Consider the following 26346-nt stretch of genomic DNA (forward strand, 5'->3'; position numbering starts at 1 on the left):
AAAACAAAAAAATATTCGAAAAAATGTGCATAAAAATTTAAAATATGATATGATAGAGTTCTGTGAAAAAACAAAATTCGACAGAAAGAGTGAGGACGTAAATGGAGAAGTATTTTAAACTTAAAGAAAATAATACTACGATAAAAACAGAAATTTTAGCAGGTATTACTACTTTTATGACAATGGCGTACATATTAATAGTAAATCCTAGTATATTATCTGCAGCAGGAATGGACTATGGAGCGGTATTTACAGCTACAGCTTTATCTGCAGTTATAGCTACTCTTATGATGGGATTATATGCAAAATTACCATTTGCTTTAGCTCCAGGGATGGGATTAAATGCATTTTTTGCATATACGATAGTAATAGGAATGGGATATTCATATCAATTTGCATTAACAGCAGTATTTTTAGAAGGACTTATATTCATAATGTTAACATTATTTAATGTGCGTGAAGCTATTGTTGATTCTATTCCGAATAACATAAAGAAAGCTATTTCAGTAGGTATAGGTCTATTAATTTCACTAATAGGATTAGAAGGAGCTGGAGTTATAGTTCATCCTGAAGGTGGAGGAACTATATTAGCTCTTGGAAATATAGTTTCAGGAACTGGATTATTAGCTTTAATAGGTATATTAATAACAGCTATATTATTAGCTAAAAACATAAAAGGCGCATTATTTATAGGAATGATAGTTACAACTATAATTGGAATACCTATGGGAGTTATAGACTTACCAAAAAAAGTAATGAGCATGCCTCCTTCAATTTCATCAACTGTACTTAGCTTTGAGTGGCATAACATATTCTCTTTAGATATGGTTATAGTGTTATTTACACTTTTATTTATGGATATGTTTGATACTATAGGGACTTTAGTAGGTGTTGCTACAAAAGCTAAAATGTTAGACGAAAATGGAAAAGTACCAAATGTTAAAAAAGCATTATTTGCAGATGCAGTAGGAACTACTATAGGAGCTTGTCTTGGGACAAGTACAGTAAGTACTTTTGTTGAAAGTGCATCAGGAGTTGCAGAAGGTGGAAGAACAGGTCTTACAGCTGTATCGACTGCAGTTATGTTCTTTTTAGCACTATTCTTTGCACCTTTATTTTCTATAATAACACCAGCTGTTACAGCATCGGCACTAGTATTAGTTGGATTATTTATGATAGAGCCTATAAAAGAAATAAACTTAGAAGATTTTACAGAAGCTATTCCAGCATTTTTAACTATAATAATGATGCCTTTATCATACTCTATAGCTGATGGTATAGTTTTTGGAGTTATATCTTATATAATATTAAAATTATTCTCTGGTAGAGTTAAAGAAATAAGCATAACTACAGTAATTATAGGATTTATATTTATACTTAAATTTTTAATATAGATATTTAAAGCCTTGCCTCTTTAGGAAGAATAGAAATATAAATTGTGAGCAAAATAATTTATAAAATGATAAAGAGGTGAAAAGAATGGCTAAGAAAAATAAAATGTTTAAAGAAATGGGACATAAAATGGAAGAACTAGGCCATGATATGTCAAAAGGTATACAATCTTTTTCAAACTCAGTAGAACATGCAGGAGAAAAAGTTGCAAAAGATATGAAAAAAGCTAGCAAAAAAATGTTTAAATAATGATAAAAAAGACTAGAGTTTACTCTGGTCTTTTTTTTATTTTGGAATTAAATTTTAAAGGGTTAAAATAGATTAAAACTATATAAAGTGATAAATGTATAGATTTTTTCTATAATTGATGCAATCTGGATTATGGTATAATCCAAGATGTAATGCAAAAAGTGACAAAAAATTCTTAAAAATTCTTTGGGAGGATTTATATGAAAGTTAGAAATAAAAAGGTAATATTAATAGTTAGTTCATTACTAATAACTAGTGGACTAGTAGTAGGTTGTGCTGATAAAAAAAATGAACAAAACACTAACACTACAAATAATGAACAAAGTGTACAAACAACAAAAGAGGATTATACATATGAGAACAATGATTACTTTACAAGTATAGACTGGTTAAACAAAAACTTAAATAATAAAAATGTATTAATAATAGACGCTAGAAGCGAAGATGACTATAATAAAGGACATATACCGGGAGCTATAAATGTAGCTTGGCAAAGTTTTTGTAAGATGGAAGGTAAAGCAGGAGACAAAGATTGGGGAACTCTTTTAGACAAAGAACAACTATCTAAAATATACTCAGATCTTGGAATAGATAAAAATAAAAAAGTTATCGTTTATGCTCAGAAAAATGGATGGGGTGAAGATGGACGACTAGCTTGGATGTTCAAAGAAACAGGTGTAGATGTTAGGATGTTAAACGGAGGAATGGATCTTTGGAAGTCTAATGGAAATGAAATATCTAAAGAAAAAGTAGACCCTAAGAAATCAGAGTATGTTATCGAAGAGCTTAAAAATGATATAAATATAGATACAAAGACTTTAAAAGAAAAAATGAATGATGTTAAAATAATAGATACAAGAGAAAAAGATGAGTATGATGGAGCTACTAAGTTTGGAGAGACTAGAGGTGGACATATACCTAAATCTATAAATATACCATTTAATGAGGTGTATAATGAAGATGGAACTATAAAATCAAAAGAAGACCTAGAGAAGTTATTTAAAGATGCAGGATTAAACAAAAACGATGAAATAGTTACTTACTGTACATCTGGAATTAGATCAGGACATATGGCATTAATACTAAAATCAATAGGATATGACAATGTTAAAAACTATGATGCATCTTACTATGAATGGGCAGGAGATAAAACTAATCCTGTTGAGAAATAAGAGGTAAATTATGAAACAAAAAAAGAAAAAATCTTTAATTTTGAAAATAGGAGTTTTACTTTTAATTATAGGTATATATTTATTTGTAGGACCTGTTAATAGGTTTATAAATCAAATGATATTTTACTTAAGTATGTTAAATTTAGAAAGTTTAAAACAGTATATTTTATCATTTGGAATTTGGGCGCCAATTATATCATTTATTTTAATGATACTTCAGTCTGTAGCTGCTCCATTGCCGGCATTTTTAATAACATTTGCAAATGCAGCCTTGTTTGGATGGGTTAAAGGAGCTATTCTTTCTTGGGTTAGTGCTATGGCAGGAGCAGCTTTATGCTTTTATATAGCAAGATTTTTAGGAAGAGACACAGTAGAAAAACTTACGAGTAAGTTTGCAATTGATAGCGTAGATGAATTTTTCAATAAATATGGGAAACATACAATATTAATAGCAAGATTACTTCCATTTATTTCATTTGATTTAGTTAGTTATGCAGCAGGATTAACATCTATGAGTTTTGTATCGTTTTTTATAGCTACTGGTATTGGTCAGCTTCCAGCAACTATAATATATTCATATGTTGGAGATATGCTTACTGGCGGGGCTAAATTAATGATGATGGGAATTCTTACACTTAGTGCTATAAGTGTTTTAATATATGTACTAAAGAAAATATATAATGATAAAAATAAGGTTAGTTAATATCTAGTATAAGAAATATCCCAGGTTTGTTAATCAAATTTTGGGATATTTCATTTTTTATAAGAGAGGTGAGGATGAATGAATATAAATGAAAATTTAAAAAACAAAGTTAAAGATGATGAAAGTAAATGTATAAATTGTAAACTATGTTTTCACAATTGTCCTATGATGAAAGAATTCGAAAATTCGCCAAAGGATTTAATGAATAGAATTTTATCGGATAGTATAGATATAAGAAACGTTGCATATTCATGTATGCTTTGTGGATTATGTACTAGCAAGTGCCCTAAAGGAATAGACTTAAAATCTACATTTTATGAAATACGAAAATATGCAGTTTTAAATAATAAACAAGAAGTAAACAGGGATGGATATAAAGTTGTTAGATTTCATCAAATGAATAGTTTTTCACCTATATTTTCAAAAAACTTAAAAATTAATAATAATAAAACTGTATTTTTACCGGGATGTAGTCTAAGCAGTTATAGTGAAGATATTGTTTTAAAGACATATGAATACTTGAAACAGTATTATACTAATATTGGAATGACCTTAAAGTGCTGTGGGAAACCAACATTATCAATGGGAGATGAAGAGAAGTTTAAAAAATATTATTCTAGTTTAGAAAGATATATAATAAAAGAAGGAATAGATGAGATTATAGTTGCATGTCCGAATTGCTACAATACTATAAAAAATCACAGTAAAGGTGTTAAGGTAAAGACTGTATATGAAGTTATAAATGAAATTGGAGTTCCTAATGATTTAAAAAATAATTATGAAGGACTAGAATTTGCAATACATGATTCATGCTCTACAAGAGGTGAACAACAAATACATGAAAGTGTTAGATGGATCTTAAGTGAACTAGGTTTAAATATAATTGAGTTTAAAAACAACAAAAAAGATACTGTTTGTTGTGGAGCTGGAGGAATGGTAGGGGTAACAAATTATAAACTCGCTTTAAAACAGATGAATAGTAGAGCTGATGAGACTATGTGTGAAAATATAGTTTGTTACTGTGAATCGTGCTGTGAGTCACTTTTAAACTCGAATAAAAATATACTTCATATATTAGATTTGCTATTTAATGAAGATGTTATAAATAAAAATATATTTACGCAATCTAAGACAAAAACACTTAATAAGTGGATTACGAGATATAAAACAACTACACTATGCAAATAATTAATTGGAGGTTGAGATGAACTATAAATTTAGTAAAATTTTAAAAATATTATTATCAGTAATTTTAGTTTTTGCAATTGGAAGCATTATATACAAAATTTTAAACATGGATATAGGGCCAAATGATATACAAAGATATGTTACTTCATTTGGGAAACTAGCACCGCTGGTATATATTGTAATGTTTGCATTAGTACCTTTAACTCTTTTTCCAGATTCAATTTTAGCAATTGGAGGAGGTCTTATATTTGGATTAACTAGAGGTTACATATATACACTTATAGGAGCACTTATAGGTGCAAGCTTATCTTTTTATATATCTAGAAAACTTGGACGAAATTTTGTGAAAAAAATTACTAAAGAAAAATTAGATTATATAGAAGAAATGATTAATTCTAAAGGTTTTTTTGTCATTTTATTACTTAGACTTATACCGTTATTTCCATTTGATGTGATTAGCTATGGTGCGGGGATTACAAATATAAAATTTAGAGATTTTATATTTGCAACTATAGTAGGTACTGTTCCAGGAATTCTTGTCTTTACAAATATTGGGGCTCAATCGGTTGATATAGGTAGCAATAGTTTTTATCTATCAATAATGGCACTTATACTGCTAATTTTATCGTCAATAGTTTTAAAAAATAAGTTTATAAATACACAGAAGAAGTAGGTGAAATTATGTTAGATACACACGGTAGAAAGTATGTAGATCCAATTATAAATTATGGAGCTAATTTTTTTATTAAATTAAATTTAACTGCAAACAATGTAACTGTTATAGCTTTGTTTTTAGGAATATTGACAAGTGTATTTATATATATAGATATGAATATACTTGCAGTTATAACTCTTTGGATTTCAGGATACTTAGACGCTGTAGATGGGTCTATAGCTAGGAAAACAAAAACAACATCTTTATTTGGAACATTAATGGATATAACTTTTGATAGAATTGTTGAAACTTCTATAATATTATCATTAGCAATGAGGTACTCAAATGCAAGAATTAATTTTATTGTGCTACTTATATGTATTATAATTTCAATGACTATATTTTTGACAGTAGGAGCTTTAGTAGAAAAAAAAGGTATGAAATCTTTTTATTATCAAGCTGGAGTTGCTGAAAGAAGTGAAGGGTTTTTAATGTTTAGTTTAATGATACTAGTTCCAAACTATATAGTAATTTTTACAAATTTATTTTCGGCTATTATATTTATAACGATAATACAAAGAATAATAGAAGCTAAGAAGATATTGTAAAAACACCTTTTATTATATGTTATACTGTATACAATATATATTTAGCTACGGAGGTGTGAAATTTGGGAAAATTAAATAATTTAAGTGATAGAAATAAAGGAATTGTATTTATAATTTTATCTGCATTTGGGTTTGCAATGATGTCAGCTTTTATAAAGCTATCGGGTGATTTACCTAGTATCCAAAAAACCTTTTTTAGAAATTTAGTATCATGTATAATTGCATTTTCATTAATACTAAAATACAAAGAAAGCGCGTTTGGAAGTAAAGAAAATAGAAAAATATTAATTTTAAGGTCTATATTTGGGACTTTAGGAATAATACTAAATTTTTACGCTATTGATAGATTGGTTTTATCAGATGCAAACATGTTAAATAAACTAAGTCCATTTTTTGTAATAATTTTTTCAGCTATATTTTTAAAAGAAAAAATTAAGTCAAATCAAGCTATAGCAGTAATAATAGCATTTATAGGAGCTTTGTTTATAATAAAACCTACTCTGAATTTTGCTATAATACCATATGTTGCAGGGATTTTAGGGGCAATATTTGCAGCAGCAGCGTATACTTGCCTAAGAGTTCTTGGTGGAAAAGAAAAATTTTACACTGTTGTATTTTTCTTTTCATTATTTTCAACTGTTTCAATATTTCCATTTGCCATTATGGCATACAAATCTATGACAATTATACAATTTGTATACTTAGTTTTAGGAGGAGTTTTTGCAAGTATTGGACAATTCGGAGTAACACTTGCATATAAATATGCACCGGCTAAGGAAATATCTATATTTGATTATTCAAATATAATATTCTCAGCTATTATAAGTATAGTAGTATTTAATGTGATTCCGGATAAGTATAGTTTTATAGGATATATAATAATATTTTCAGCATCGTATTACATGTTTTTAAATAATAAAAAAACTAAAAATTAGATTTGAATTTATAAAATTTTAAAATGTGTACACTATATATAAAAAGTATAGTTTATTGTGTTGACAAAATATGATTTATGATATATAGTATATTGTATACAATATGAAAATTCCTTAAAATAGATAAAATAAATAAATGCTTAGTTAATTAGAGTGCTATATAATATTAAAAATTATTATATAGCACTCTTTTTTTTTCTTCACAAAAAATGACAAAAAAACATAAAAAATAATATTTTTCTATTGAAAACGAACAGGTGTTTGATTTATAATAAGTAATGAAGGAACAGTTGTTCGGTTAAAGTTTAGTAATAAATAATGACATACATGAATATAAATAGTATAAATTATTAATTTATGAAGGAGAGAAAAACCAATGATGATATCAAATAGAAGACTAGAGGAAATAACTATAAATAACCTAAGAAAGGGAGATGTTAGCATAGGAGAACTAGATGAATTATATAAAAAAATGGGATTCTTATTTGTTATAAATCAAGGTAAATGTACAAGGATAAAAAAAGAAAGAAGTTAAAATTTATGCAACTGAAATTTAGGAGGATAAATGAAAATTATAACTTACAACATTCATAAAGGTATGGATGCACACAATAAAGATACCTTAAATGGATTATTAAGTTTTTTAAAAAATATAAATGCAGATGTAATATGCCTTCAAGAAGTTTTGGAGAGTATACATTATAAAATTTTAAATGATTTAAATATAAAAGGTTACTTTTTTAAAACTGTAGAGCTAAAAGGTGATAATTATGGAATTGCTATATATTTTATTAAATGTGTAAAGTACACAGATGGATTTTATTTAAGTAGTAAAAAAGAGCAAAGGGGATTTATCCATACTCAATTTTTTATAAATAACAAATTAGTTAACATAATAAATACTCATTTAGGATTAAATGAGGAAGAAAGACAAATACAGATTGATGAAATTTACAATTATGTAGAAAATTTAAGAGGAAAAATTATTATATGTGGTGATTTTAACCAAAAAGATGTGGAAATTAAAGACTATTATGATTTAGCTGTACTGTTTGATTGTGAGAATATAGAGACATTTCAACCTAGTAAATCTAGAATAGATTATATATTTATGTCTAAAAATCTAAGACCTAGTAAATATAAAGTTGAATTTATTGATTTATCTGATCATTATCCTGTAATAGGAGAATTTATTATATAAATATACAAGCCTCTACAATTGTGACAATAAAGTTACATATACTTAAGAAACGTTGTTTTATAAAGTTCATTTAAATATAATTATCTTAAGTAAAGTAGGGGGGAATGAAATGCAACAAAATATAGCAGTAGAAGAAAAAAAAGAAAGATCAAAACTTAATATTACATCAAAAAAAAATTTAAGTATTATAGCAGCAATTATTTTAACACTTATAATAATAGCATCTATAGGCATAAAATCATTTAATAACAAGTATATTTACAACGGCAAGATAGCTACCAATATGTATATTGGAAATGTAAATGTTTCAGATCTTACACCTAATGAGGCTAAATTAGCTGTAGCCAATGAATACAAGCCTAAGAGTATAGATGTGGACTACAATGATAAAAATTTTACAATAAATCCAAATCAAATTGATTTAAAATACGATGTAAATAAGTTTGTTGATAATGCATACAAATTTAATAAAACTGATTCTTATTTCAAGAATGTAGAAAGAGTTATTTCACTTCAAAGAGGAAAAAAAGAAGTAATAGCTATAAATCCGACATACAATGAAAAAAAATTAGACTCAGTATTAGATGAAATAAGCAAAAAGGCAAATAAAAAAGTTGCTGATGCAAAGCTATATATATCAGATTCAGGAAGCTTTGATATAACTCCAGAGATTATAGGCCAAGAATTGGATAAAAAATCCAGTAAGGAAAACATAAAAAAATACTTAGCTGAGAACAAGTTTAGTGGTATGGCGCTTTCAATAAAAAGCGAGAAACCAAGTATAACTGCGGGTATGTTAAAAAGTGTAGACTCATTATTGGCTACTCATAGTACTAGATACACAAATTCATCGGTTAATAGAGCTTATAATATAGTTAAGGCCTCTAATAGTACTAGTGACATAGTACTTATGCCAGGAGAAGAATTTTCATATAATACATCAACGGGACCTAGAAGTAGATCTAATGGGTATAAAGATGCACCTGTAATTGTAAATGGTAAGGTACAAGATGGATCTGGAGGGGGAGTATGTCAAGTATCTACAACTATATATAATTCAGCGCTTTACTCAGGACTTGATATAACAAATGTTAGAAACCATTCATTACCATCTACGTATGCTCCTAAAGGAAAAGATGCAACGGTTGCTTATGGATCTATAGATTTGAAATTTAAAAATCCGTATAAACATCCTATATACATAAAAAACTCAGCATACAATGGAACGGTAACAAGTACTATATATGGTAGTTCAAAGGATAAACAAAATATAAGTGTAGTAACTGAAAATGTGGGAAGTAGTAGAGTGGTTAAGACTTATAGAGAGTTTAAAGACTCAAACGGTAAAATAACAAAAAAAGAGTACATAACAACAAGTTCGTACAAGAAAAAATAAAATTAATAATAATATACTAAATAATATATATATATATCCGTATATAATTTTAAAGGATTATAGTTGCTTGACTTCTATGAATCTATTAAATTGTATACGGATATTTTTGTAAAGATTAAAACATCTCTATATTAACTTCAAAGAATTTTAAAAAGTTTAAAGGTAATAATAATTGGGTATGACCACAAAAATAAACTAAAACACTGAAACGATACAAAAAAACAAAAAAATATAAATGTGGTCATGCAATACTTATTAATTACAATTATTTCCAAAGTTGTTATAATATAACTAAGGGTAGAAAATGTTTGCACGCATATTGGGAGGGAGATTATTTGGTATATATAGGAAAAAGGTATGAAATTGTAGAAGAAATAGGAAGATGTTCTAACTCGTGTCTATATAAAGGCAGAGATTCTTACGATAAGCAGCTTGTCATTATAAATATCATAGATAAAGGAATAATTAGAAGTGAAAAATTTATATCTAACTTAATTGATGAATCAACATCGATAAATGAAATTAACTCGCCAAATATACTTAAAGTAAAAGATGTAGGGATGGATAAGCTTGAAAATGGAACGGAATTATACTATGTTATAAGTGAATATATGGAAGGTAGCACTTTGAACCAATTAACTAAGTTTCATAAATTGAATATGGATGAAATAATTATAATTTTCAGACAAATATTAAATGCGCTAGAAGTAATACATAGCTATGATATATATCATGGATGTTTACAACCAAGTAACATAATTATAGATGAAGGATATAATGTAAAGTTAAGTAATATTGGAATTATAAAATCTAATAATAAAATTTTTAATAATGGAATAAAAAGATTTTCTAAAAATTTAAAGTATATGTGCCCTCATCAAATTTGTCTAGGATACACAGACAAAAGTAGTGATTTTCATGCTTTAGGAGTAATTTTGTTTGAATTGATATTTGGAGAACACCCTTATGGAGAAGCAAAAAGTGAAGAGGATATTATAAGAAGAATGGACAAGGGTATATGCTGGAAAAAAATCGACACCGGAAAAAGTCCAGAAAAAATCATAAATATAGTAAAAAAACTATTAAGCCGAAAGCATAGATATCAAACGCCTCAAGAAGTTATGATAGACTTAAGTGAATATCTATATGAAGTTGAAAATATATGTGAAAAAGATGAAGAAAATGAAAATGTTGAACAAGATTTAATAGTACATAAGGATGAATATGTAAAAAATAAAAAACACATACATAGATTTAGTAAATTTGCAGCATTAGGAGCAATTGCTATTGTTTCTTTTTTAGTGCTTGGGATGACTATCAAATAAAACTGTTTCAAAGTTAATCTTTGAAACAGTTTTTTTATATAGCTAATGAAGTTATTATATTATGAATAAAATTTAATTAATATCAAAAAATAATAACTATAAAATTTGGAGGACGTATAGTCGATGATTAAACAAAATATAAATTTAAAAAAAAAACAATGCATAGATTATACTAATTTAATATTTGATGAAGTTGTTATTATAGATAGTGATAAATTATATGAATTAAGTAAAAATAAAAATATAGATTTTTCGGATTCTTTATTTAAAAAAAATGTAGTATTTGATAATTGTAAATTTAAAAAAAATATTATTTTTAAAAATATTATTTTTAAAAGCAATGTATCCTTTAAAAATTGCGTTTTTTATGGAGATTGTATATTTAAAAATGTAGAATTTAGTAAAGAATTAACTAGTGAAAAAATTTTTATACATTCAAAAATAAAAGGTCAAAAAGTTTCATTTGAAAATATAAATAACATGCCTAGATTAGATGGAATTGTTTTTAGTAACTGCACAAAAATTTTATTAAAAGATATAAAATATGGTAAAAATGATTATGAAAATGCAAAGATTAATTATAGAATAGCAAAAAATCAATGTAGTGCAACTGGAGATTATGAAAAACTGGGACACTACTATTATATGGAAAGATATTATGGAGGTAAATGCATAAAGAGAAGTGGATTTAGAGGTAATATCCAGTATATAAATGCTAAATTTATAGATTTTTTATCAAGAATAATAATTGGATACGGAGAAAAGCCTCTAAATATTTTTATAATATCTTTTTTTATAATAAGTTTTTTTGCTATCTTATATATGATAGCGGGAGTTCAATATAACGATAAAATAATAAAAATATATGAAGTTGAAAATATATATGAATTAATTAAAAATTATATTGATTTATGGTATTTTAGTATGATTACATTTAGTACGGTAGGATATGGAGATATGATAGTAATTAATATAGCTGGAAAAGTTCTAGTAAGTATAGAAGTTTTTCTTGGAGTAACTATGGGAGCATCATGGGCTTCTGTAATTTTTAGGAAAATGTCAAGATAGTAAATAATTACTAGATATATATTTAAGTAAATAAGTTAAAAATTAATATATACTTATTAACTTAAGAAGGTGAAAAAATGACATTAGGAGTAAAGAAAATCATATCATTTATTTTAATTTTAGCATTTGTAACTCCATATACTATATTTGCAACAGAAAAGGAAAAAGAAGTAGATAAGTATTCTCTATCATCTATACTAATAGACCAAGATACAAATAGAGTTTTATATGCTAAAAACCCAGATGAAAAAAGGCCATTAGCTAGTTTAAGTAAAATGATGACATTTTTAATAGCTATAGAAGCTATTGAAAACAAGCAGGTAAGCTCTAAGGATAAAATTAAAATAACTAAAAAGATAGCATCTGTAAAAGGATCAAGTTATCATTTGAAAGAAAATGAAGAAGTAGAGTTAATTGAACTAATGAAAGGGTTAATGATAGTTTCTGGAAATGACGCAGCAATTGCTATAGCTACCCATATAGGCAAAAGTCCAGATGAGTTTGTAAAGATTATGAACAAAAAGGCTAAAGAGATAGGAATGAGTAATACTCATTTTGTGAATCCTCATGGATTACCTATATATGACTTACAAAATCCTAAGGCTCAACCAAAACAAAATATATCAACAGCTAGAGATATTGCAACCCTTGGTAAGTATATGTTTGATAATTATGAAAAACAAGTAACATCAGTTACTGATATGGTAACTTATTCAAATCCAAATAGAGGATTTGAAAAAAACAATACTAATCCTTTATTAAGAATACTGCCTGATGTTGATGGAATTAAGACTGGATACACAGGTAATGCAGGGTATTGCTTATCATTTTCAATGAATGTAAAAAAACAAAGTGATATACGAAAATATAGAGTTATAGGGGTATCTTTAGGAGCTAACCATAAAAATAAAAGATTATCAGCTTCATTAGATATGCTAAATTATGGAAAAGAAAGCTATCATACAGAAAAAGTAATATGTAAAAATGATTTAATAGGTAAAAAATATATAAAGGGATTAGAAGAATTAGAAGTAGAGCTTAGAACTAAAGATGAATTGTATACAATTCTAGGAAATGAAGAAAATTTAAATACACAGTTAACTTTAAGAGAATTAGAATATCCTATTAAAAAGGGTGACGTACTAGGTGTAATTAAATACTATACTAATAATGGAGAAATATTAGGGAGTATTGATATAGTTAGTGCGAAAGATGTGGATAATGCTTCTTTAATTACTAAAGTTAAAATGCTGTTTTCAAAATAGTAAAAAATAAGATAGAGTACTAACTCTATCTTATTTTTTTATGCTTAAAAAATAAAATTTTGATTTATAAAATTAAGTTGAATATGTTTTTGAAAATTTGTCAATAATTACTTAGGGAAATGAAGAAAAATAGAAAATAATAGTACATATATAATAAGGATACAAAATTTATAAAAGATATTGTAATTTATAATAAGCTATGATATACTAACTGAGGTAAAAAATAAAATAACGCACGGCTATGTGATCTCTAAAAGGTGCCTAGAGGGTTTTTTAGAGAGTTGATCAAGTCGGAGGTAAAACCAGGAGGTAAAAATGGCAGTAATATCAATGAAACAATTATTAGAAGCAGGTGTTCATTTCGGACATCAAACAAGAAGATGGAACCCTAAGATGGCTAAATATATATTCACAGAGAGAAATGGAATATATATAATAGACTTACAAAAAACTGTTAAAAAAGTTGAGGAAGCTTACAGATTCACTAAAGAAGTAGCTGAAACTGGAAGACCTATATTATTCGTAGGAACTAAGAAGCAAGCTCAAGAAGCTATAAAAGAAGAAGCTGAAAGATGTGGAATGTTCTACGTTAATGAAAGATGGTTAGGTGGAATGTTAACAAACCACAAAACTATAAAGACTAGAATAGACAAGTTAAGAAAGTTAGAAAAAATGGAAGAAGAAGGAGTATTCAACGTTCTTCCTAAGAAAGAAGTTATAAAATTAAGAGCTGAAAAAGAAAAATTAGAGAAATACTTAAACGGTATAAAAGATATGCCTGAATTACCAGCTGCTATATTCGTAGTAGACCCAAGAAAAGAAAACATAGCTATACAAGAAGCTCACAGATTAGGTATACCAGTAATAGGTATAGTTGATACAAACTGCGATCCTGAGCAATTAGACTTTGCTATACCAGGTAACGATGACGCTATAAGAGCTGTTAAGTTAATAACTGGTGCTATGGCAACTGCTATAATAGAAGGAAGACAAGCTATAGCTGATGATCAAGAAGAAGTAACTGAAGATCAACAATAATAAAATAATTTAATGGTAAGGGGGCATACCCTTACCATTAGTAATATATAGGAGGGAATACCAATGGCTATAACTGCACAAATGGTTAAAGAGTTAAGAGAAACTACAGGTGCCGGAATGATGGACTGTAAAAAGGCTTTACAAGAAGCTGAAGGAAATATGGAAAGAGCTATAGATTTATTAAGAGAAAAAGGATTATCTAAAGCTGCTAAGAAATCTGATAGAATAGCTGCTGAAGGATTAGTTGCTATAGAAATGAACGCTGACAACACAGTTGGTGCTATAGTTGAAATAAATTCAGAAACAGATTTCGTTGCTAAAAACGAAGATTTTAAAACTTTCGTTAAGGATGTTGCTGAAATGGCTTTAGCTACTGAGAAAGAAGATGTAGCTGGATTATTATCTGAATCTCATAAAGAAGGAACTTTATCTGAAGTATTAAACAACAGAATAGCGACTATCGGAGAAAAGTTAGACATAAGAAGATTCGAAAAAGTATCTACTAATGGACAAGTTGCAGGATATATCCACGGTGGTGGAAAAATAGGTGTACTAGTTGAATTAGAAACAGAAGCAAGAGATGCTGACGTATTAGCAATGGGAAAAGATATAGCGATGCAAGTTGCTGCTATGAATCCTAAGTATGTTTCTAAAGATGATGTAGACCAAGACTACATAGCTCATGAAACAGAAATATTAACTCAACAAGCATTAAATGAAGGAAAACCAGCTAATATAGTTGAAAAGATGATAAAGGGAAGATTAGAAAAACAATTAAAAGAAGTTTGTTTAGTAGAGCAAGCTTTCGTTAAAAACCCAGATTTAACTATAAAGCAATTAGTTGCAGACGTTGCTAAAAAAGTAGGTTCTGAAATAAAGGTTGCTAGAGTCGTAAGATTCGAAGTTGGTGAAGGTATAGAAAAGAAAGAAGAAAACTTTGCTGAAGAGGTTGCTAAGCAACTTAAGTAATTAACCAAAAGAGAACACTTCGGTGTTCTCTTTTTTAAAAAGTGGATTAACTAAGGAGGATTTCAAATGACAAAGCCGATGTATAAAAGAGTATTACTTAAATTAAGTGGAGAAGCACTAGCTGGAGAAAAGGGATTTGGTATAAACAATGACGTTGTAAATGAGATAGCTAATGCTATAAAACAAATTCAAGGTGTAGGTGTAGAAGTAGCTGTAGTTGTTGGAGGAGGTAACTTCTGGAGAGGAAGAACATCAGAAGGTATGGACAGAACTACTGCTGACTACATAGGAATGTTAGCTACAGTTATGAATGCTATGGCTCTACAAGATGCTCTTGAAAACATAGATGTATTAACAAGAGTGCAAACTGCTATAGAAATGAGACAAATAGCAGAACCTTATATAAGAAGAAAGGCAGTTAGACACTTAGAAAAATCTAGAGTTGTTATATTCGGAGCGGGAACAGGAAATCCTTACTTCTCAACTGATACAGCAGCTGCACTTCGTGCTGCAGAAATGGAATCAGAAGTTATATTATTAGCAAAAAATGTTGATGCAGTATATGATAAAGATCCAAAGGTACATGCGGATGCTAAAAAGTTTACAGAACTTAGTTATATAGAAGTTTTACAAAAAGAACTTAAAGTTATGGACTCAACTGCTACATCTTTATGTATGGATAATAAGATACCAATAAAGGTATTTGAACTTTCTACAGAGAATATAATAAAAGCGGTTATGGGTGAAAATATAGGAACTACTGTAAAATAATAAGCTATTAAGGAGGAAAATATAATGAGCGCACAAGTAAAAAAACAATTAGAAGAAAAAATGAATAAAACTATAGAAGCTCTTAAATCAGAATTTACTACAATAAGAGCAGGGAGAGCTAATGCTCAAATGTTAGATAAAATAAGAGTTGATTACTATGGAACACCAACTCCTGTAAATCAAGTAGGAGCAATATCAGTTCCAGAACCAAGAACTTTAATGATAAATCCTTGGGATAAGACTGCTATGGCTGAAATAGAGAAAGCTATAAGAAACTCAGATTTAGGATTAAACCCAACTAATGATGGACAAGTTATAAGAATATCAGTTCCAGTTTTAACAGAAGAAAGAAGAAAAGAATTAGCTAAACAAGCTGGTAAAGTAGCAGAAGAGTTTAAAGTTAGATTAAGAAATGAAAGAAGAGATGCTAACGATAAACTTAAAAAAATGGAAAAAGATGGCGATATAACTGAAGATGATTTAAAGAAATCTCAAGATGAAGTTCAAAAATTAACTGATAAATTTGTAAAAGAAGTAGATGCGTTATTAAAAGCTAAAGAACAAGATATAATGGCGGTATAATATTGGAAAGTTATTATAACTTATTAGGACTTCATACTGAAGAAGTAGAGAGCTTTTTTAAAAAAGAAAACAAACAATATACTATAACTACTATAAATGGGTACAAAGATCAAGATACTTTAATTATTCCTAGAGTTATTAAAATATCTAAAGTAGGAAATAGTATAGAAATAATACAAACATACTTTGCTGACTCCTTAAAATAGGAGTCAGAAAATTTTATTGGGAGGTAGTTTATGAATAAAAACACTATATATGACATAAACTTAAGTAACGTACCTACTCATATAGCAATAATAATGGACGGAAATGGGAGATGGGCAAAAGAAAGACTCCTTCCAAGAACAGTGGGTCATAAAGCTGGAGTTGAAGCTATAAGAGCTGTAACAAAAGAATGTTCAGCATTAGGGGTAAAGCACTTAACTTTATATGCATTTTCTACAGAAAATTGGAAAAGACCAAAGTTAGAGGTAGATGCTTTGATGAACCTACTGTATACATATCTAAACAAAGAGCTTAAAGAACTACATAAAAATAATGTAAAAATAACAACTATTGGTGATATAGATGTATTACCGGGTAAATCTCTAGATGCTATAAAAAATGCAATTGATATAACTAAAGATAATACTGGATTAAACTTAAATATAGCATTAAATTATGGTAGTAGAAATGATATAAAAAATGCAGTTGTAGATATAGTAAAAAATTGTAAAAGTGGTAAAATAGATATAGAAGATATAACTGAAGATACTATAACAAAATATTTAAGCACTAAGTCTATACCGGACCCAGACTTAATTATAAGAACTAGTGGTGAACAGAGAATAAGTAACTTCTTATTATGGGAAATTGCATATTCAGAATTTTATTTTACAGATGTATACTGGCCTGACTTCGATGGGAATGAAGTAAGAAAAGCTATATATGTTTACCAAAGTAGAGACAGAAGGTTTGGTGGACTTAAGTAAGGAGATTATTTTATGGTTGTAAGAATCATTGCTGCATTAGCGCTAATACCATTATTACTATTTGTAATATATGGGGGGCTACCACTATATATAGCAGAAGCTATTATAGGAATTATTGCATTGGATGAGTTTTATAAGGCATTTAAAAGTAAAAATATACAACCTATAAGTATTTTAGGATATTTATTTGCCGTATACTTGTCTTTAAAGCATATTTTAAATTTAAAAAATGAATACACATATGTAATTGTATTTCTACTATTTTTGGTAGGAATAATTTATATTTTATCAGGCAAAAAAAATATTATAGATTTTTCTATAACGTTTATCGGAATATTTTATGTTCCTATATTCTTAGATTATATAGTTTTAACGATTAATGATTTTAAACTAGGTGCAATTTACGTATGGTTGATATTTATTATATCATTCATGACAGATACATTTGCATATTTTAGTGGGTATTTATTTGGAAAACACAAACTAATACCTACAATAAGTCCTAAAAAGACAATCGAAGGCAGTATTGGTGGAATTTTAGGATCTACAATTTGTTGTGTAATATTTGGCTATATATTTAAGTTAGATATACCTCATATGGTTTTAGTAGGAAGTATAGGAAGTATTGTAGCACAATTTGGAGATCTATTTGCATCAGCTATAAAAAGATACGTAGGAATAAAAGATTATGGAAAATTAATACCAGGACATGGTGGTATATTAGATAGATTTGATAGTGTTATACTAGTAGCACCATTTGTTTATTATGCAATATATTTATTTATTTAGCTTCAGGGGTTTCTGAAGCTTTAATTGTATAATATTTAAATTATCAGAAAGGAATACAAAGTCAATGAAAAGAATATCAATATTGGGGTCAACAGGTTCTATAGGAACTCAAACATTAGATGTAGTGAGAAAAAATAAAGATAAGTTTGAAGTAGTAGCTATATCTGCAAATAGTAGCATAAATTTATTATTAGAACAAATAAAGGAATTTAAACCAAAATACGTTGCTGTATATGATGAAGATAGTGCTAGAGCATTAAAAAATATGATACCAAGGGATATAGATATAGAAGTTTTAAGTGGAATGGAAGGCTTGGTACAAATATCATCTTTAGATGAAATAGATGTACTTTTAACTGCTATAGTAGGTATGATAGGTTTAGTTCCTACTCTTGAGGCAATTAAAAAAGGTAAGACTATAGCACTTGCAAACAAAGAAACTTTAGTTACAGCAGGTCAATTAGTAATGGAAGAGGCAAAGAAAAGAAATGTAGATATACTTCCTGTAGATAGCGAACATAGTGCTATATTTCAATGTTTAAATGGTGAAAATAACAAAGAAATAGATAGTATAATTTTAACTGCATCAGGAGGACCATTTAGGGGGAAATCTAAGCAAGAACTAGAACATGTAACTAAAAATGAAGCATTAAAACATCCGAATTGGAGTATGGGAAGAAAAATCAGCATAGACTCATCAACTCTTATGAATAAAGGATTAGAAGTTATAGAAGCTAAATGGTTATTTAATGTAGAACCGGATAAAATAGATGTAGTAGTGCACCCTCAAAGTATAATACATTCTATGGTTCAGTTTGTAGATAGTTCTATAATTGCTCAGATGGGATGCCCTGATATGAAATTACCTATACAGTATGCTCTAACATACCCAAATAGACTACTTAATGATTTTGAAAGATTAGATTTTTCTAAACTAAGCAGTTTAACATTTGAAAAGCCAGATTTAACTACATTCCCATGTTTGAAACTAGCTTATGAAAGTTTAAAAATGGGAGGTACATATTGTGCAGTATTAAATGCGGCAAATGAGGTTTTAGTAAATGAGTTCTTAGAGGATAAAATTAAGTTTTATGATATTCCTAAGTATATTGAGAAAACGTTAGAAGCACATAAAAGTATAGAAAAACCGACATTAGAAGAGATATTACATATAGACAATTGGAGCCGTGAGTTTGTAAAACAGTGTATAAAATAGGATGGTGAAAATATGAATATAATAACTATATTAATAGCTATTTTAGCTTTCGGTGTGATAGTTTTTATTCATGAACTTGGACACTTTTTATTTGCAAAAAAAGCAGGTGTTAGAATTCATGAATTTGCAATTGGTATGGGACCGAAAATATATAGCTTTAAAAAAGGTGAAACCGTATATAGCATAAGATTACTTCCTCTTGGAGGATATGTTGCTATGGAAGGTGAAGATGGAGACTCTCATGACCCAAGAGCATTTGGAAATAAGAGTATACTTCAAAGGGCAAGCATACTATTTGCAGGTCCATTTTTTAACATAGTACTTACAGCTGTAATTTTAGTTGGTATATATATGTATCAAGGAATACCGAGTACAACTCTAAAAAATGTTATAGACGGAAGTGTTGCTCAAAAAGCTGGTATTCAAGCTGGGGATACTATAACTGAAATCAATGGTAATAATATAAAAAATTGGAACGATTTAAGTAAAAGTATTCAAGATTCTAAGGGAAAAGAATTAAAATTAACTTTTGATAGAAATGGAAAAGAAAAAGAAATAGAGGTTACTCCAGAGTCTAAAGAGGGTAACTACTTAATAGGTATATATCCTGAGTATAAAAAAGATATTCTAGGATCATTTGGAATGGCTATAAAATCAACTATAGCTATGTTAGGTCAAATGATTGCATTTTTAGGAAAATTAATAACAGGAAATTTACCGGGCGGATTAGAAGGCTCAGTTGCAGGACCTATAGGCGTAATAAGTATAGTTGCTGATGCTACAAAAGTAGGCGTAGTAAACGTATTATATTTAGCAGCAGTAATAAGCTTAAATTTAGGAGTATTAAATTTACTTCCTATACCAGCTCTTGATGGAGGAAGATTATTCTTCTTATTTATAGAGTTTTTAAGAGGTGGGAAAAAGATAGATGCAGAAAAAGAAGGCATGGTAAATCTTATTGGTTTTGGAGCATTAATGGTATTTATGTTATTTGTAACATATAAAGACATAGTTAGATTAGTTGGAATGTAGCAACGTTTTACTAGAAAGTGAAGGTGAGATTATGAGTTACGAAAGAAGACTTAGTAGAGAGGTTAGTGTAGGGAGTTTAAAGATAGGTGGGAATAATCCTATATCTATACAATCTATGACAAACACAGATACAAGAGATGCAAAAGCTACAATAGAACAAATTAAAAGATTAGAAGAAGTTGGATGTGATGTAGTTAGAGTAGCTGTTCCAGATATGGAAGCCGCTAAAAATATAGGTGAAATTAAGAAAAACGTAAATATACCTGTAATTGCAGATATACATTTTGACCATAGATTAGCTTTAGAGGCTATTGACCAAGGGGTTGATGGAGTTAGAATTAACCCAGGAAATATAGGAAGTATAGAGAAAGTTAAGATGGTTGTAAATAAATGTAAAGAAAAAAATCTTAAAATAAGAATAGGTGTAAATGGAGGTTCATTAGAAAAAGAACTTCTAGAAAAGTATGGATCTGCTACAGCTGAAGCTCTTGTAGAAAGTGCTCTTGGGCATGTTAAAATACTTGAAGATTTAGATTTTTGCAATATTGTTATATCACTTAAATCATCTGATATTTACAAAACAATAGAGGCATATGAACTTATATCTAAAAAAGTTGATTATCCTCTTCATATAGGTATAACAGAATCAGGAAGTGTAAAAAAAGGAACTATAAAATCTTCTATAGGAGTAGGTGCACTTTTATTAAAAGGAATAGGAGATACTGTAAGAATATCTCTTACAGGGGATCCTACAGAAGAAGTAATAGTAGGTAAAGAGATACTTAGAAGCTTAGACTTACTAAATGATAAAATAAAGGTTATATCTTGCCCAACATGTGGAAGATGTAATATAGATCTTATAAGTGTAGTAAATGAAGTCGAAGAAAAAATCAACAAGGTAGATAAGGATATGACTGTTGCTATAATGGGGTGTGCAGTTAATGGTCCTGGAGAAGCAAAAGAAGCAGATATAGGAATTGCAGGAGGAAAAGGGGAAGGATTATTATTTAAAAAAGGTGAAATAATCAGAAAAATAAAAGGCGATAACTTAGTTGAAGAGTTATTAAACGAGATAGATAAATTTAATAAATAAAAAAAGTTAAGTTGAAATTTTACATTTCAACTTAACTTTTTTTTAACAAAAATTAATTGGAATATTATGTTACAATAATGGAGAAGTTAATTAATAATGTAAATTTAATTTCTATTTAAGGAGAGTTCAAAATGGGAGATAATAAATCAACAATAATTCAAAGTTCATTGGGATCTGTTTTCACAGTGTTTAGTGGAGAAGAGCTAAAGCAAATTACTGATAGTAGTAGAAAGATTGCTATTTCAGGTAAAATAAATAACCCTGGAATTATAGAAGTTCCGGAAAGTGCAACACTTAAGGATATTATAGATTTAGCTGGAGGAATAATAAAAAATAGGGATTTTAAAGCAGCTCAATTAGGGATTCCATTTGGAGGTTTTCTAACAGAAGATAGTTTGGATAAAGAACTAGACTTTACTTTGTTTAATTCTGAGTGTAGTAGAACTATAATAATTCTTTCACAAGAAGATTGTATAGTTCAGTATGCTAAATTCTACATAGATTTCTTAATGGGAAAAATGAAAGATGATAAATTTAAAAAATATGCAAAAGTTAAAAATGAAATAATGGAAATGTGGAAGATATTAGATAGAATTAGTAAAGGCAGATCTAATATGAGAGATGTTTTCATATTAAGAGAACTTGCAAATGAAGTAAAAAATACTTTAAATCAAAAACACAATATAATGCAAGAAATAATAGATAAGTTTTATGGAGAAATAGAAGAACATATAGAAGATGAAAAGTGCTATACAGCTCAATGTAATAATCTTGTTAAGCTTACAATAACAGGTAAATGTATAGGGTGTGGAGCATGCAAAAGAGCTTGTCCTGTTGACTGTATAGTAGGAGAAAGAAAAGAACAACACTATATTGACTACAATAGATGTACTCATTGTGGTCAATGTATAGCATCATGCCCAGTTGATGCGATAACTGCTGGAGATAATACTCTTAAATTTTTAAGAGATTTAGCTACTCCTAATAAAATTGTAATTACTCAAATGGCACCAGCTATAAGGGTAGCTATAGGAGAAGCATTTGGATTTGAACCAGGGACAAATGTTGAGAAAAAAATTGCTGCTTCACTTAGAAAGTTAGGTGTAGACTATGTATTTGATACTACTTGGGCAGCAGACCTTACAATAATGGAAGAAGCAGCGGAACTACAAGAAAGATTAGAAAAACACTTCGCAGGGGATGAAGATGTTAAGCTTCCAATACTTACATCTTGTTGTCCTGCTTGGGTTAAATTTATAGAACAAAACTACGGAGATATGTTAGATGTTCCATCAAGTGCAAAATCACCAATGCAGATGTTTGCTACAGTTGCTAAAGATTTGTGGGCTAAAGAAGAAAAAGGACTTAGTAGAGATGAAGTAACATCTGTAGCTATAATGCCATGCATAGCTAAGAAGTATGAGGCATCAAGACATGAATTTTCAAGAGGGTTAAACTATGATGTAGATTATGTTATAACGACTAGAGAACTTATAAAAATATTTGAAGACTCAGGAATTGATTTAAAGGAAATTGAGGATCAAGAAATAGATCAAGTTTTAGGTGAATATACAGGAGCTGGAATAATATTTGGAAGAACTGGTGGTGTAATTGAAGCTGCAACTAGAACAGCAATAGAAAACATGACTGGTAAAAAGTTAGAAAATGTAGAATTTACTTGCTTAAGAGGGTGGGATTCATTTAGATCATGCGACCTAGAAGTAGATGGAATAAAGCTTAGAATAGGAGTTGCATATGGACTAAAGGAAGCTGGTAAAATGCTAGATAAAATAAGAGCTAAAGAAGAATTTTTCCATGCAATAGAGATAATGGCGTGTCCAGGTGGATGTGTAGGTGGCGGAGGTCAACCTAAAGCTAAAAAAAGAATTGAAAGTATAGAAAAAAGAGCAGAGGGATTAAATAATATAGATAAATCATCTGATTTAAGAGTATCAAAGGAAAACCCAGCGGTACAAGCTATTTATGATAAGTATTTAGGTAAACCATTGAGTCATAAGGCACATGAACTTCTTCATACAAAGTACTTTGTTAAAGTAAAAAAATAAATATTTCATTTAGATAAATAAAATTTGATTTTATAGAGATAATATGAATGTAGTCTGTTGGAAGGAGAATTTTTATGCGTAATATTAAAATATTATCAATTATCTTTATTATAATTGGTAATGTTTTATTAGGTGGATGTAGTTTTTATAAAAGTACTAATCATAATTCAAACAATAATGAAAGTGTTAATCAAAATGGATTAAGCATTTTTGAATATAATGAGCAATTTACTAGTTCATATAAAAAATATATAGAACCTTTATATATAGAGGAGTTTGATAATGCTGAAAAATTTTTAAAAAATCAAGAACTAACAAGTAATACAGACTATCTTGATGAATACAAAAAATTACTAGGAATATGTGAAAGGCATATATCAGGATTTAAAAAAGATATGAATAATTTAGTAATGCAAGATTTAAAGCTCACAGATATGAATAATGAGTTAGTAGAAAATAGCGATATTTTAATAACTGAAATAAATAGTAAGATAAATGCTTTGGAATCCATCCCCAGCGAAAAACATTCTTTAGATTCAGAGAGATTTGTAGATTATATAGAATCAAATTTTCAAATATCTGAGAGAATTACGGATAAGTTTGAAAATTCTATAAAAAGTATAAAAAGTTATTTAAATATAGAATTAAACAAATAAACTTGGAGGTAAATCATGAAATATTCAAAACTGGTAATGCTAGGATTAATAGGAGTACTTACTTTTGGAGCTGTAGGATGTACAAATAAAACAGCAGAAAAAACAGAAGAAAAAAAAGTAACACAATCAACAACTGAAAACCAAGATAACATGTATAAGGATATGACTTTAGAAAATTACAAAACAGAGTTTGGTAAATTATATCAAACTAATATGGCTAGATTAGACAACTACAATGGTTATGAGCAAATAAGAGTAGATGAAGCTACAAAAGATTACCCAGGAAATGAAAAATATGTAGCAGATTTAAAGAAAAATTATGAAGAAAGCAAGAAGCAAGTCGATGAATTTACAACATCACTAAAAAAAGTTGACACTAAAGATCCTAAAGTAAAAGAAATGAATGATAAATTAATATCTGAATCAGAAAAATTAAGTAAAGAATTAGATACTAGAATAAAAAAATTAGGTGAAATACCAAGTGATTTAATGTCTAAATCAGAAGTGGAATTTAGACAAGGACTAAGTGATACATTAAAAGTTGATGAAAATGTAAAATCAGATTTCACTAAATTTATGAATGATACAAAAGAATTCTTTGGAATAAAAACTAAATAGATAAAAAATAAAAAAGGCTTTATAAGCCTTTTTTATTTTTATTTGATAAATAAAATCTAAAGTGTTAAAACGTTTGTCCGTATCATAATTACAAATAAATTAAAAATTAAGGGGTAAGGAGATACGTTTATGAGAAACTGGAAAATAAGTAAAAAATTAATTATATCTTTTGGTATTTTATTAATTATTACAGCATGTGCAAATTTTTATGCCATAAATAACCTGAAAAAATCAGAAAAGCTAAGTAATCAGTTATTTGAAGGACCTTATAAATCAACAAATCAAACGATGAAAATTCGTAGGGATTTAGTTTCTATTGGTAGGAATATGGGAAATGCAATGATAGAAAAAAGTCCAGAATATTATGGGAAGATAGTACGAGAAGACTTTGATAGCGTTGAGGAAAATATAAAGTTGCTTAGAAGTTCATTTGATGGAGATAAAAAGTTAATAGATGATATTGAATCATCTATTGTAAAATTTAGGGAACAATTTGAAATAGTTCAATCTGCTATGGAAAGAGGGGACTACAATGGTGCTATAAAAATAACTGAAAAAAACACACCATACTGGGAAGTGTATAACGAGTGTGTTGAAACAGCAACAGCTCTTAATGAAAAGGCAGAGGCTAGAGGGATAGAATTTAATAAAGAGGTAAAAGTTGTTTCTTCAAAAGCTACTGCGATATCAATAGCTAGTAGTGTTTTTGCTATAGCGGTAGGTATAATAATATGTATATACATAACAAGAAGTTTAAAGAAACCTATAGAAGAACTTGAAATAGCTGCTAATAAAATGGCTAGTGGAGATTTTGATATTTCTGTAAGCTATGAATCAAAAGATGAACTTGGAACTTTATCAAGTAGTATGGATAAAATGAGTAGGGAAATAAAAGAAATTATAACTGATACAGTTAGAGTTTTAGGCGATGTTGCATCAGGGAACTTTAACACAGAGACAAATGCAAATTATATAGGAGTTTTTAAATACATAGAGAACTCTATAAATAAAATAACAATTGATTTAAGTGAGACAATGGAGCAGATAAACACTGCAGCTGAAGAAGTAGGAGCTGCATCAGATCAAGTTGCTAGTGGATCTCAAATGTTATCACAAGGAGCAACAGAACAAGCAAGTGCAATAGAAGAATTATCTTCTACTATAAATGAAATATCTGAAAAGATAAAAGGAACTTCGGAAAATGCAAAGCAAGCTAACTCTTTAACTTTAAATGCGGCAAAACAAGTTCAAGAAGGTAATGATCAAATGAAAGAAATGATCAAAGCAATGGAAGATATAACATTTACATCAAATGAAATTGGAAGAATAATAAAGACAATAGATGATATAGCATTCCAAACTAACATATTAGCATTAAATGCAGCAGT

At 28.4% G+C, this 26346-nt stretch carries 28 protein-coding genes; all 28 read left to right on the forward strand.

From position 1 onward, the window contains the following. The first annotated feature begins 101 nt into the window (after nucleotides 1-101). The gene (locus ACRDDE_RS02795; protein ID WP_438625389.1) at nucleotides 102-1394 is read left to right on the forward strand and encodes an NCS2 family permease; all 1293 of its coding nucleotides are present in this window, start codon (nucleotides 102-104) and stop codon (nucleotides 1392-1394) included. A gap of 85 nt (nucleotides 1395-1479) precedes the next feature. Next, complete coding sequence (locus tag ACRDDE_RS02800) at nucleotides 1480-1641, forward strand: hypothetical protein (RefSeq protein ID WP_156344347.1); 162 nt, start codon at nucleotides 1480-1482, stop codon at nucleotides 1639-1641. A 200-nt stretch (nucleotides 1642-1841) separates the two neighbouring features. After that, nucleotides 1842-2813: a sulfurtransferase gene (locus ACRDDE_RS02805; RefSeq protein WP_438625391.1), complete on the forward strand. Its 972-nt coding sequence runs from the start codon at nucleotides 1842-1844 to the stop codon at nucleotides 2811-2813. Between the two features lie 10 nt (nucleotides 2814-2823). Then, nucleotides 2824-3516 (forward strand): TVP38/TMEM64 family protein, encoded by a 693-nt coding sequence (locus ACRDDE_RS02810; RefSeq protein WP_438625393.1) that lies wholly within the window; start codon nucleotides 2824-2826, stop codon nucleotides 3514-3516. A gap of 78 nt (nucleotides 3517-3594) precedes the next feature. After that, the gene (locus ACRDDE_RS02815; protein ID WP_438625394.1) at nucleotides 3595-4704 is read left to right on the forward strand and encodes a (Fe-S)-binding protein; all 1110 of its coding nucleotides are present in this window, start codon (nucleotides 3595-3597) and stop codon (nucleotides 4702-4704) included. Between the two features lie 16 nt (nucleotides 4705-4720). Beyond that, nucleotides 4721-5377 (forward strand): TVP38/TMEM64 family protein, encoded by a 657-nt coding sequence (locus tag ACRDDE_RS02820; protein WP_438625395.1) that lies wholly within the window; start codon nucleotides 4721-4723, stop codon nucleotides 5375-5377. An 8-nt stretch (nucleotides 5378-5385) separates the two neighbouring features. Then, nucleotides 5386-5967 carry a CDP-alcohol phosphatidyltransferase family protein gene (locus ACRDDE_RS02825; RefSeq protein ID WP_438625397.1) on the forward strand — a complete coding sequence of 194 codons (582 nt, stop codon included), beginning with the start codon at nucleotides 5386-5388 and terminating at the stop codon, nucleotides 5965-5967. Nucleotides 5968-6029: 62 nt separating this feature from the next. After that, nucleotides 6030-6902, forward strand: coding sequence for a DMT family transporter (locus tag ACRDDE_RS02830; protein ID WP_224170422.1), 873 nt, complete (start codon nucleotides 6030-6032; stop codon nucleotides 6900-6902). Between the two features lie 376 nt (nucleotides 6903-7278). Further along, nucleotides 7279-7437, forward strand: a complete 159-nt coding sequence (locus tag ACRDDE_RS02835; protein WP_021429484.1) for a hypothetical protein — start codon at nucleotides 7279-7281, stop codon at nucleotides 7435-7437. 30 nt (nucleotides 7438-7467) lie between these two features. Then, nucleotides 7468-8103, forward strand: a complete 636-nt coding sequence (locus tag ACRDDE_RS02840) for an endonuclease/exonuclease/phosphatase family protein (RefSeq protein ID WP_438625398.1) — start codon at nucleotides 7468-7470, stop codon at nucleotides 8101-8103. Between the two features lie 109 nt (nucleotides 8104-8212). Continuing rightward, on the forward strand, nucleotides 8213-9499 hold the full coding sequence (locus ACRDDE_RS02845; RefSeq protein WP_438625400.1) for a VanW family protein: 1287 nt from the start codon (nucleotides 8213-8215) through the stop codon (nucleotides 9497-9499). A 335-nt stretch (nucleotides 9500-9834) separates the two neighbouring features. Next, nucleotides 9835-10824, forward strand: a complete 990-nt coding sequence (locus ACRDDE_RS02850) for a protein kinase domain-containing protein (RefSeq protein ID WP_438625401.1) — start codon at nucleotides 9835-9837, stop codon at nucleotides 10822-10824. A gap of 123 nt (nucleotides 10825-10947) precedes the next feature. Further along, nucleotides 10948-11892, forward strand: coding sequence for a potassium channel family protein (locus ACRDDE_RS02855; protein WP_438625402.1), 945 nt, complete (start codon nucleotides 10948-10950; stop codon nucleotides 11890-11892). 77 nt (nucleotides 11893-11969) lie between these two features. Continuing rightward, a complete protein-coding gene (locus ACRDDE_RS02860) occupies nucleotides 11970-13157 on the forward strand; it encodes a D-alanyl-D-alanine carboxypeptidase family protein (protein ID WP_438625403.1) in 1188 nt (395 codons plus the stop codon). A 315-nt stretch (nucleotides 13158-13472) separates the two neighbouring features. Then, nucleotides 13473-14195, forward strand: coding sequence for a 30S ribosomal protein S2 (gene rpsB / locus ACRDDE_RS02865; protein WP_438625404.1), 723 nt, complete (start codon nucleotides 13473-13475; stop codon nucleotides 14193-14195). Nucleotides 14196-14258: 63 nt separating this feature from the next. After that, nucleotides 14259-15164: a translation elongation factor Ts gene (gene tsf, locus ACRDDE_RS02870; protein ID WP_438625405.1), complete on the forward strand. Its 906-nt coding sequence runs from the start codon at nucleotides 14259-14261 to the stop codon at nucleotides 15162-15164. Nucleotides 15165-15230: 66 nt separating this feature from the next. Further along, nucleotides 15231-15935 (forward strand): UMP kinase, encoded by a 705-nt coding sequence (pyrH, locus tag ACRDDE_RS02875; protein WP_438625406.1) that lies wholly within the window; start codon nucleotides 15231-15233, stop codon nucleotides 15933-15935. A 24-nt stretch (nucleotides 15936-15959) separates the two neighbouring features. Then, nucleotides 15960-16517 carry a ribosome recycling factor gene (frr, locus tag ACRDDE_RS02880; RefSeq protein WP_438625407.1) on the forward strand — a complete coding sequence of 186 codons (558 nt, stop codon included), beginning with the start codon at nucleotides 15960-15962 and terminating at the stop codon, nucleotides 16515-16517. Nucleotides 16518-16519: 2 nt separating this feature from the next. Then, nucleotides 16520-16723 carry a hypothetical protein gene (locus ACRDDE_RS02885; protein WP_021429454.1) on the forward strand — a complete coding sequence of 68 codons (204 nt, stop codon included), beginning with the start codon at nucleotides 16520-16522 and terminating at the stop codon, nucleotides 16721-16723. Nucleotides 16724-16753: 30 nt separating this feature from the next. Then, complete coding sequence (locus ACRDDE_RS02890) at nucleotides 16754-17488, forward strand: isoprenyl transferase (RefSeq protein WP_021429498.1); 735 nt, start codon at nucleotides 16754-16756, stop codon at nucleotides 17486-17488. Between the two features lie 12 nt (nucleotides 17489-17500). Continuing rightward, the gene (locus tag ACRDDE_RS02895) at nucleotides 17501-18277 is read left to right on the forward strand and encodes a phosphatidate cytidylyltransferase (RefSeq protein ID WP_021429455.1); all 777 of its coding nucleotides are present in this window, start codon (nucleotides 17501-17503) and stop codon (nucleotides 18275-18277) included. Nucleotides 18278-18341: 64 nt separating this feature from the next. Then, nucleotides 18342-19493 carry a 1-deoxy-D-xylulose-5-phosphate reductoisomerase gene (locus ACRDDE_RS02900; protein ID WP_438625408.1) on the forward strand — a complete coding sequence of 384 codons (1152 nt, stop codon included), beginning with the start codon at nucleotides 18342-18344 and terminating at the stop codon, nucleotides 19491-19493. 12 nt (nucleotides 19494-19505) lie between these two features. Then, nucleotides 19506-20525 carry an RIP metalloprotease RseP gene (gene rseP / locus ACRDDE_RS02905; protein ID WP_438625409.1) on the forward strand — a complete coding sequence of 340 codons (1020 nt, stop codon included), beginning with the start codon at nucleotides 19506-19508 and terminating at the stop codon, nucleotides 20523-20525. A 31-nt stretch (nucleotides 20526-20556) separates the two neighbouring features. Further along, on the forward strand, nucleotides 20557-21618 hold the full coding sequence (ispG, locus tag ACRDDE_RS02910; protein ID WP_438625410.1) for a flavodoxin-dependent (E)-4-hydroxy-3-methylbut-2-enyl-diphosphate synthase: 1062 nt from the start codon (nucleotides 20557-20559) through the stop codon (nucleotides 21616-21618). A gap of 131 nt (nucleotides 21619-21749) precedes the next feature. After that, nucleotides 21750-23684 carry a [FeFe] hydrogenase, group A gene (locus ACRDDE_RS02915; RefSeq protein ID WP_438625411.1) on the forward strand — a complete coding sequence of 645 codons (1935 nt, stop codon included), beginning with the start codon at nucleotides 21750-21752 and terminating at the stop codon, nucleotides 23682-23684. Nucleotides 23685-23758: 74 nt separating this feature from the next. Then, entirely contained in the window at nucleotides 23759-24340 is a 582-nt protein-coding gene (locus ACRDDE_RS02920; protein ID WP_438625412.1) for a hypothetical protein, read from the forward strand. Between the two features lie 15 nt (nucleotides 24341-24355). Next, the gene (locus ACRDDE_RS02925; protein ID WP_438625413.1) at nucleotides 24356-24958 is read left to right on the forward strand and encodes a hypothetical protein; all 603 of its coding nucleotides are present in this window, start codon (nucleotides 24356-24358) and stop codon (nucleotides 24956-24958) included. A gap of 129 nt (nucleotides 24959-25087) precedes the next feature. After that, nucleotides 25088-26346: HAMP domain-containing methyl-accepting chemotaxis protein (locus ACRDDE_RS02930; RefSeq protein WP_438625414.1), on the forward strand; the 1259-nt coding region annotated here is incomplete at its 3' end.

Origin of the sequence: Paraclostridium sp. (assembly GCF_051656405.1) — a bacterium.
Taxonomy (GTDB): domain Bacteria; phylum Bacillota; class Clostridia; order Peptostreptococcales; family Peptostreptococcaceae; genus Paraclostridium.

Excerpts from the sequence above, each read along its gene's own strand:
- ACRDDE_RS02795 (WP_438625389.1), top strand. The coding sequence starts at position 102 with ATGGAGAAGTATTTTAAACTTAAAGAAAATAATACTACGATAAAAACA.
- ACRDDE_RS02800 (WP_156344347.1), top strand. The coding sequence starts at position 1,480 with ATGGCTAAGAAAAATAAAATGTTTAAAGAAATGGGACATAAAATGGAA.
- ACRDDE_RS02805 (WP_438625391.1), top strand. The coding sequence starts at position 1,842 with ATGAAAGTTAGAAATAAAAAGGTAATATTAATAGTTAGTTCATTACTA.
- ACRDDE_RS02810 (WP_438625393.1), top strand. The coding sequence starts at position 2,824 with ATGAAACAAAAAAAGAAAAAATCTTTAATTTTGAAAATAGGAGTTTTA.
- ACRDDE_RS02815 (WP_438625394.1), top strand. The coding sequence starts at position 3,595 with ATGAATATAAATGAAAATTTAAAAAACAAAGTTAAAGATGATGAAAGT.
- ACRDDE_RS02820 (WP_438625395.1), top strand. The coding sequence starts at position 4,721 with ATGAACTATAAATTTAGTAAAATTTTAAAAATATTATTATCAGTAATT.
- ACRDDE_RS02825 (WP_438625397.1), top strand. The coding sequence starts at position 5,386 with ATGTTAGATACACACGGTAGAAAGTATGTAGATCCAATTATAAATTAT.
- ACRDDE_RS02835 (WP_021429484.1), top strand. The coding sequence starts at position 7,279 with ATGATGATATCAAATAGAAGACTAGAGGAAATAACTATAAATAACCTA.
- ACRDDE_RS02840 (WP_438625398.1), top strand. The coding sequence starts at position 7,468 with ATGAAAATTATAACTTACAACATTCATAAAGGTATGGATGCACACAAT.
- ACRDDE_RS02845 (WP_438625400.1), top strand. The coding sequence starts at position 8,213 with ATGCAACAAAATATAGCAGTAGAAGAAAAAAAAGAAAGATCAAAACTT.
- ACRDDE_RS02855 (WP_438625402.1), top strand. The coding sequence starts at position 10,948 with ATGATTAAACAAAATATAAATTTAAAAAAAAAACAATGCATAGATTAT.
- ACRDDE_RS02860 (WP_438625403.1), top strand. The coding sequence starts at position 11,970 with ATGACATTAGGAGTAAAGAAAATCATATCATTTATTTTAATTTTAGCA.
- rpsB (WP_438625404.1), top strand. The coding sequence starts at position 13,473 with ATGGCAGTAATATCAATGAAACAATTATTAGAAGCAGGTGTTCATTTC.
- tsf (WP_438625405.1), top strand. The coding sequence starts at position 14,259 with ATGGCTATAACTGCACAAATGGTTAAAGAGTTAAGAGAAACTACAGGT.
- pyrH (WP_438625406.1), top strand. The coding sequence starts at position 15,231 with ATGACAAAGCCGATGTATAAAAGAGTATTACTTAAATTAAGTGGAGAA.
- frr (WP_438625407.1), top strand. The coding sequence starts at position 15,960 with ATGAGCGCACAAGTAAAAAAACAATTAGAAGAAAAAATGAATAAAACT.
- ACRDDE_RS02890 (WP_021429498.1), top strand. The coding sequence starts at position 16,754 with ATGAATAAAAACACTATATATGACATAAACTTAAGTAACGTACCTACT.
- ACRDDE_RS02895 (WP_021429455.1), top strand. The coding sequence starts at position 17,501 with ATGGTTGTAAGAATCATTGCTGCATTAGCGCTAATACCATTATTACTA.
- ACRDDE_RS02900 (WP_438625408.1), top strand. The coding sequence starts at position 18,342 with ATGAAAAGAATATCAATATTGGGGTCAACAGGTTCTATAGGAACTCAA.
- rseP (WP_438625409.1), top strand. The coding sequence starts at position 19,506 with ATGAATATAATAACTATATTAATAGCTATTTTAGCTTTCGGTGTGATA.
- ispG (WP_438625410.1), top strand. The coding sequence starts at position 20,557 with ATGAGTTACGAAAGAAGACTTAGTAGAGAGGTTAGTGTAGGGAGTTTA.
- ACRDDE_RS02915 (WP_438625411.1), top strand. The coding sequence starts at position 21,750 with ATGGGAGATAATAAATCAACAATAATTCAAAGTTCATTGGGATCTGTT.
- ACRDDE_RS02920 (WP_438625412.1), top strand. The coding sequence starts at position 23,759 with ATGCGTAATATTAAAATATTATCAATTATCTTTATTATAATTGGTAAT.
- ACRDDE_RS02925 (WP_438625413.1), top strand. The coding sequence starts at position 24,356 with ATGAAATATTCAAAACTGGTAATGCTAGGATTAATAGGAGTACTTACT.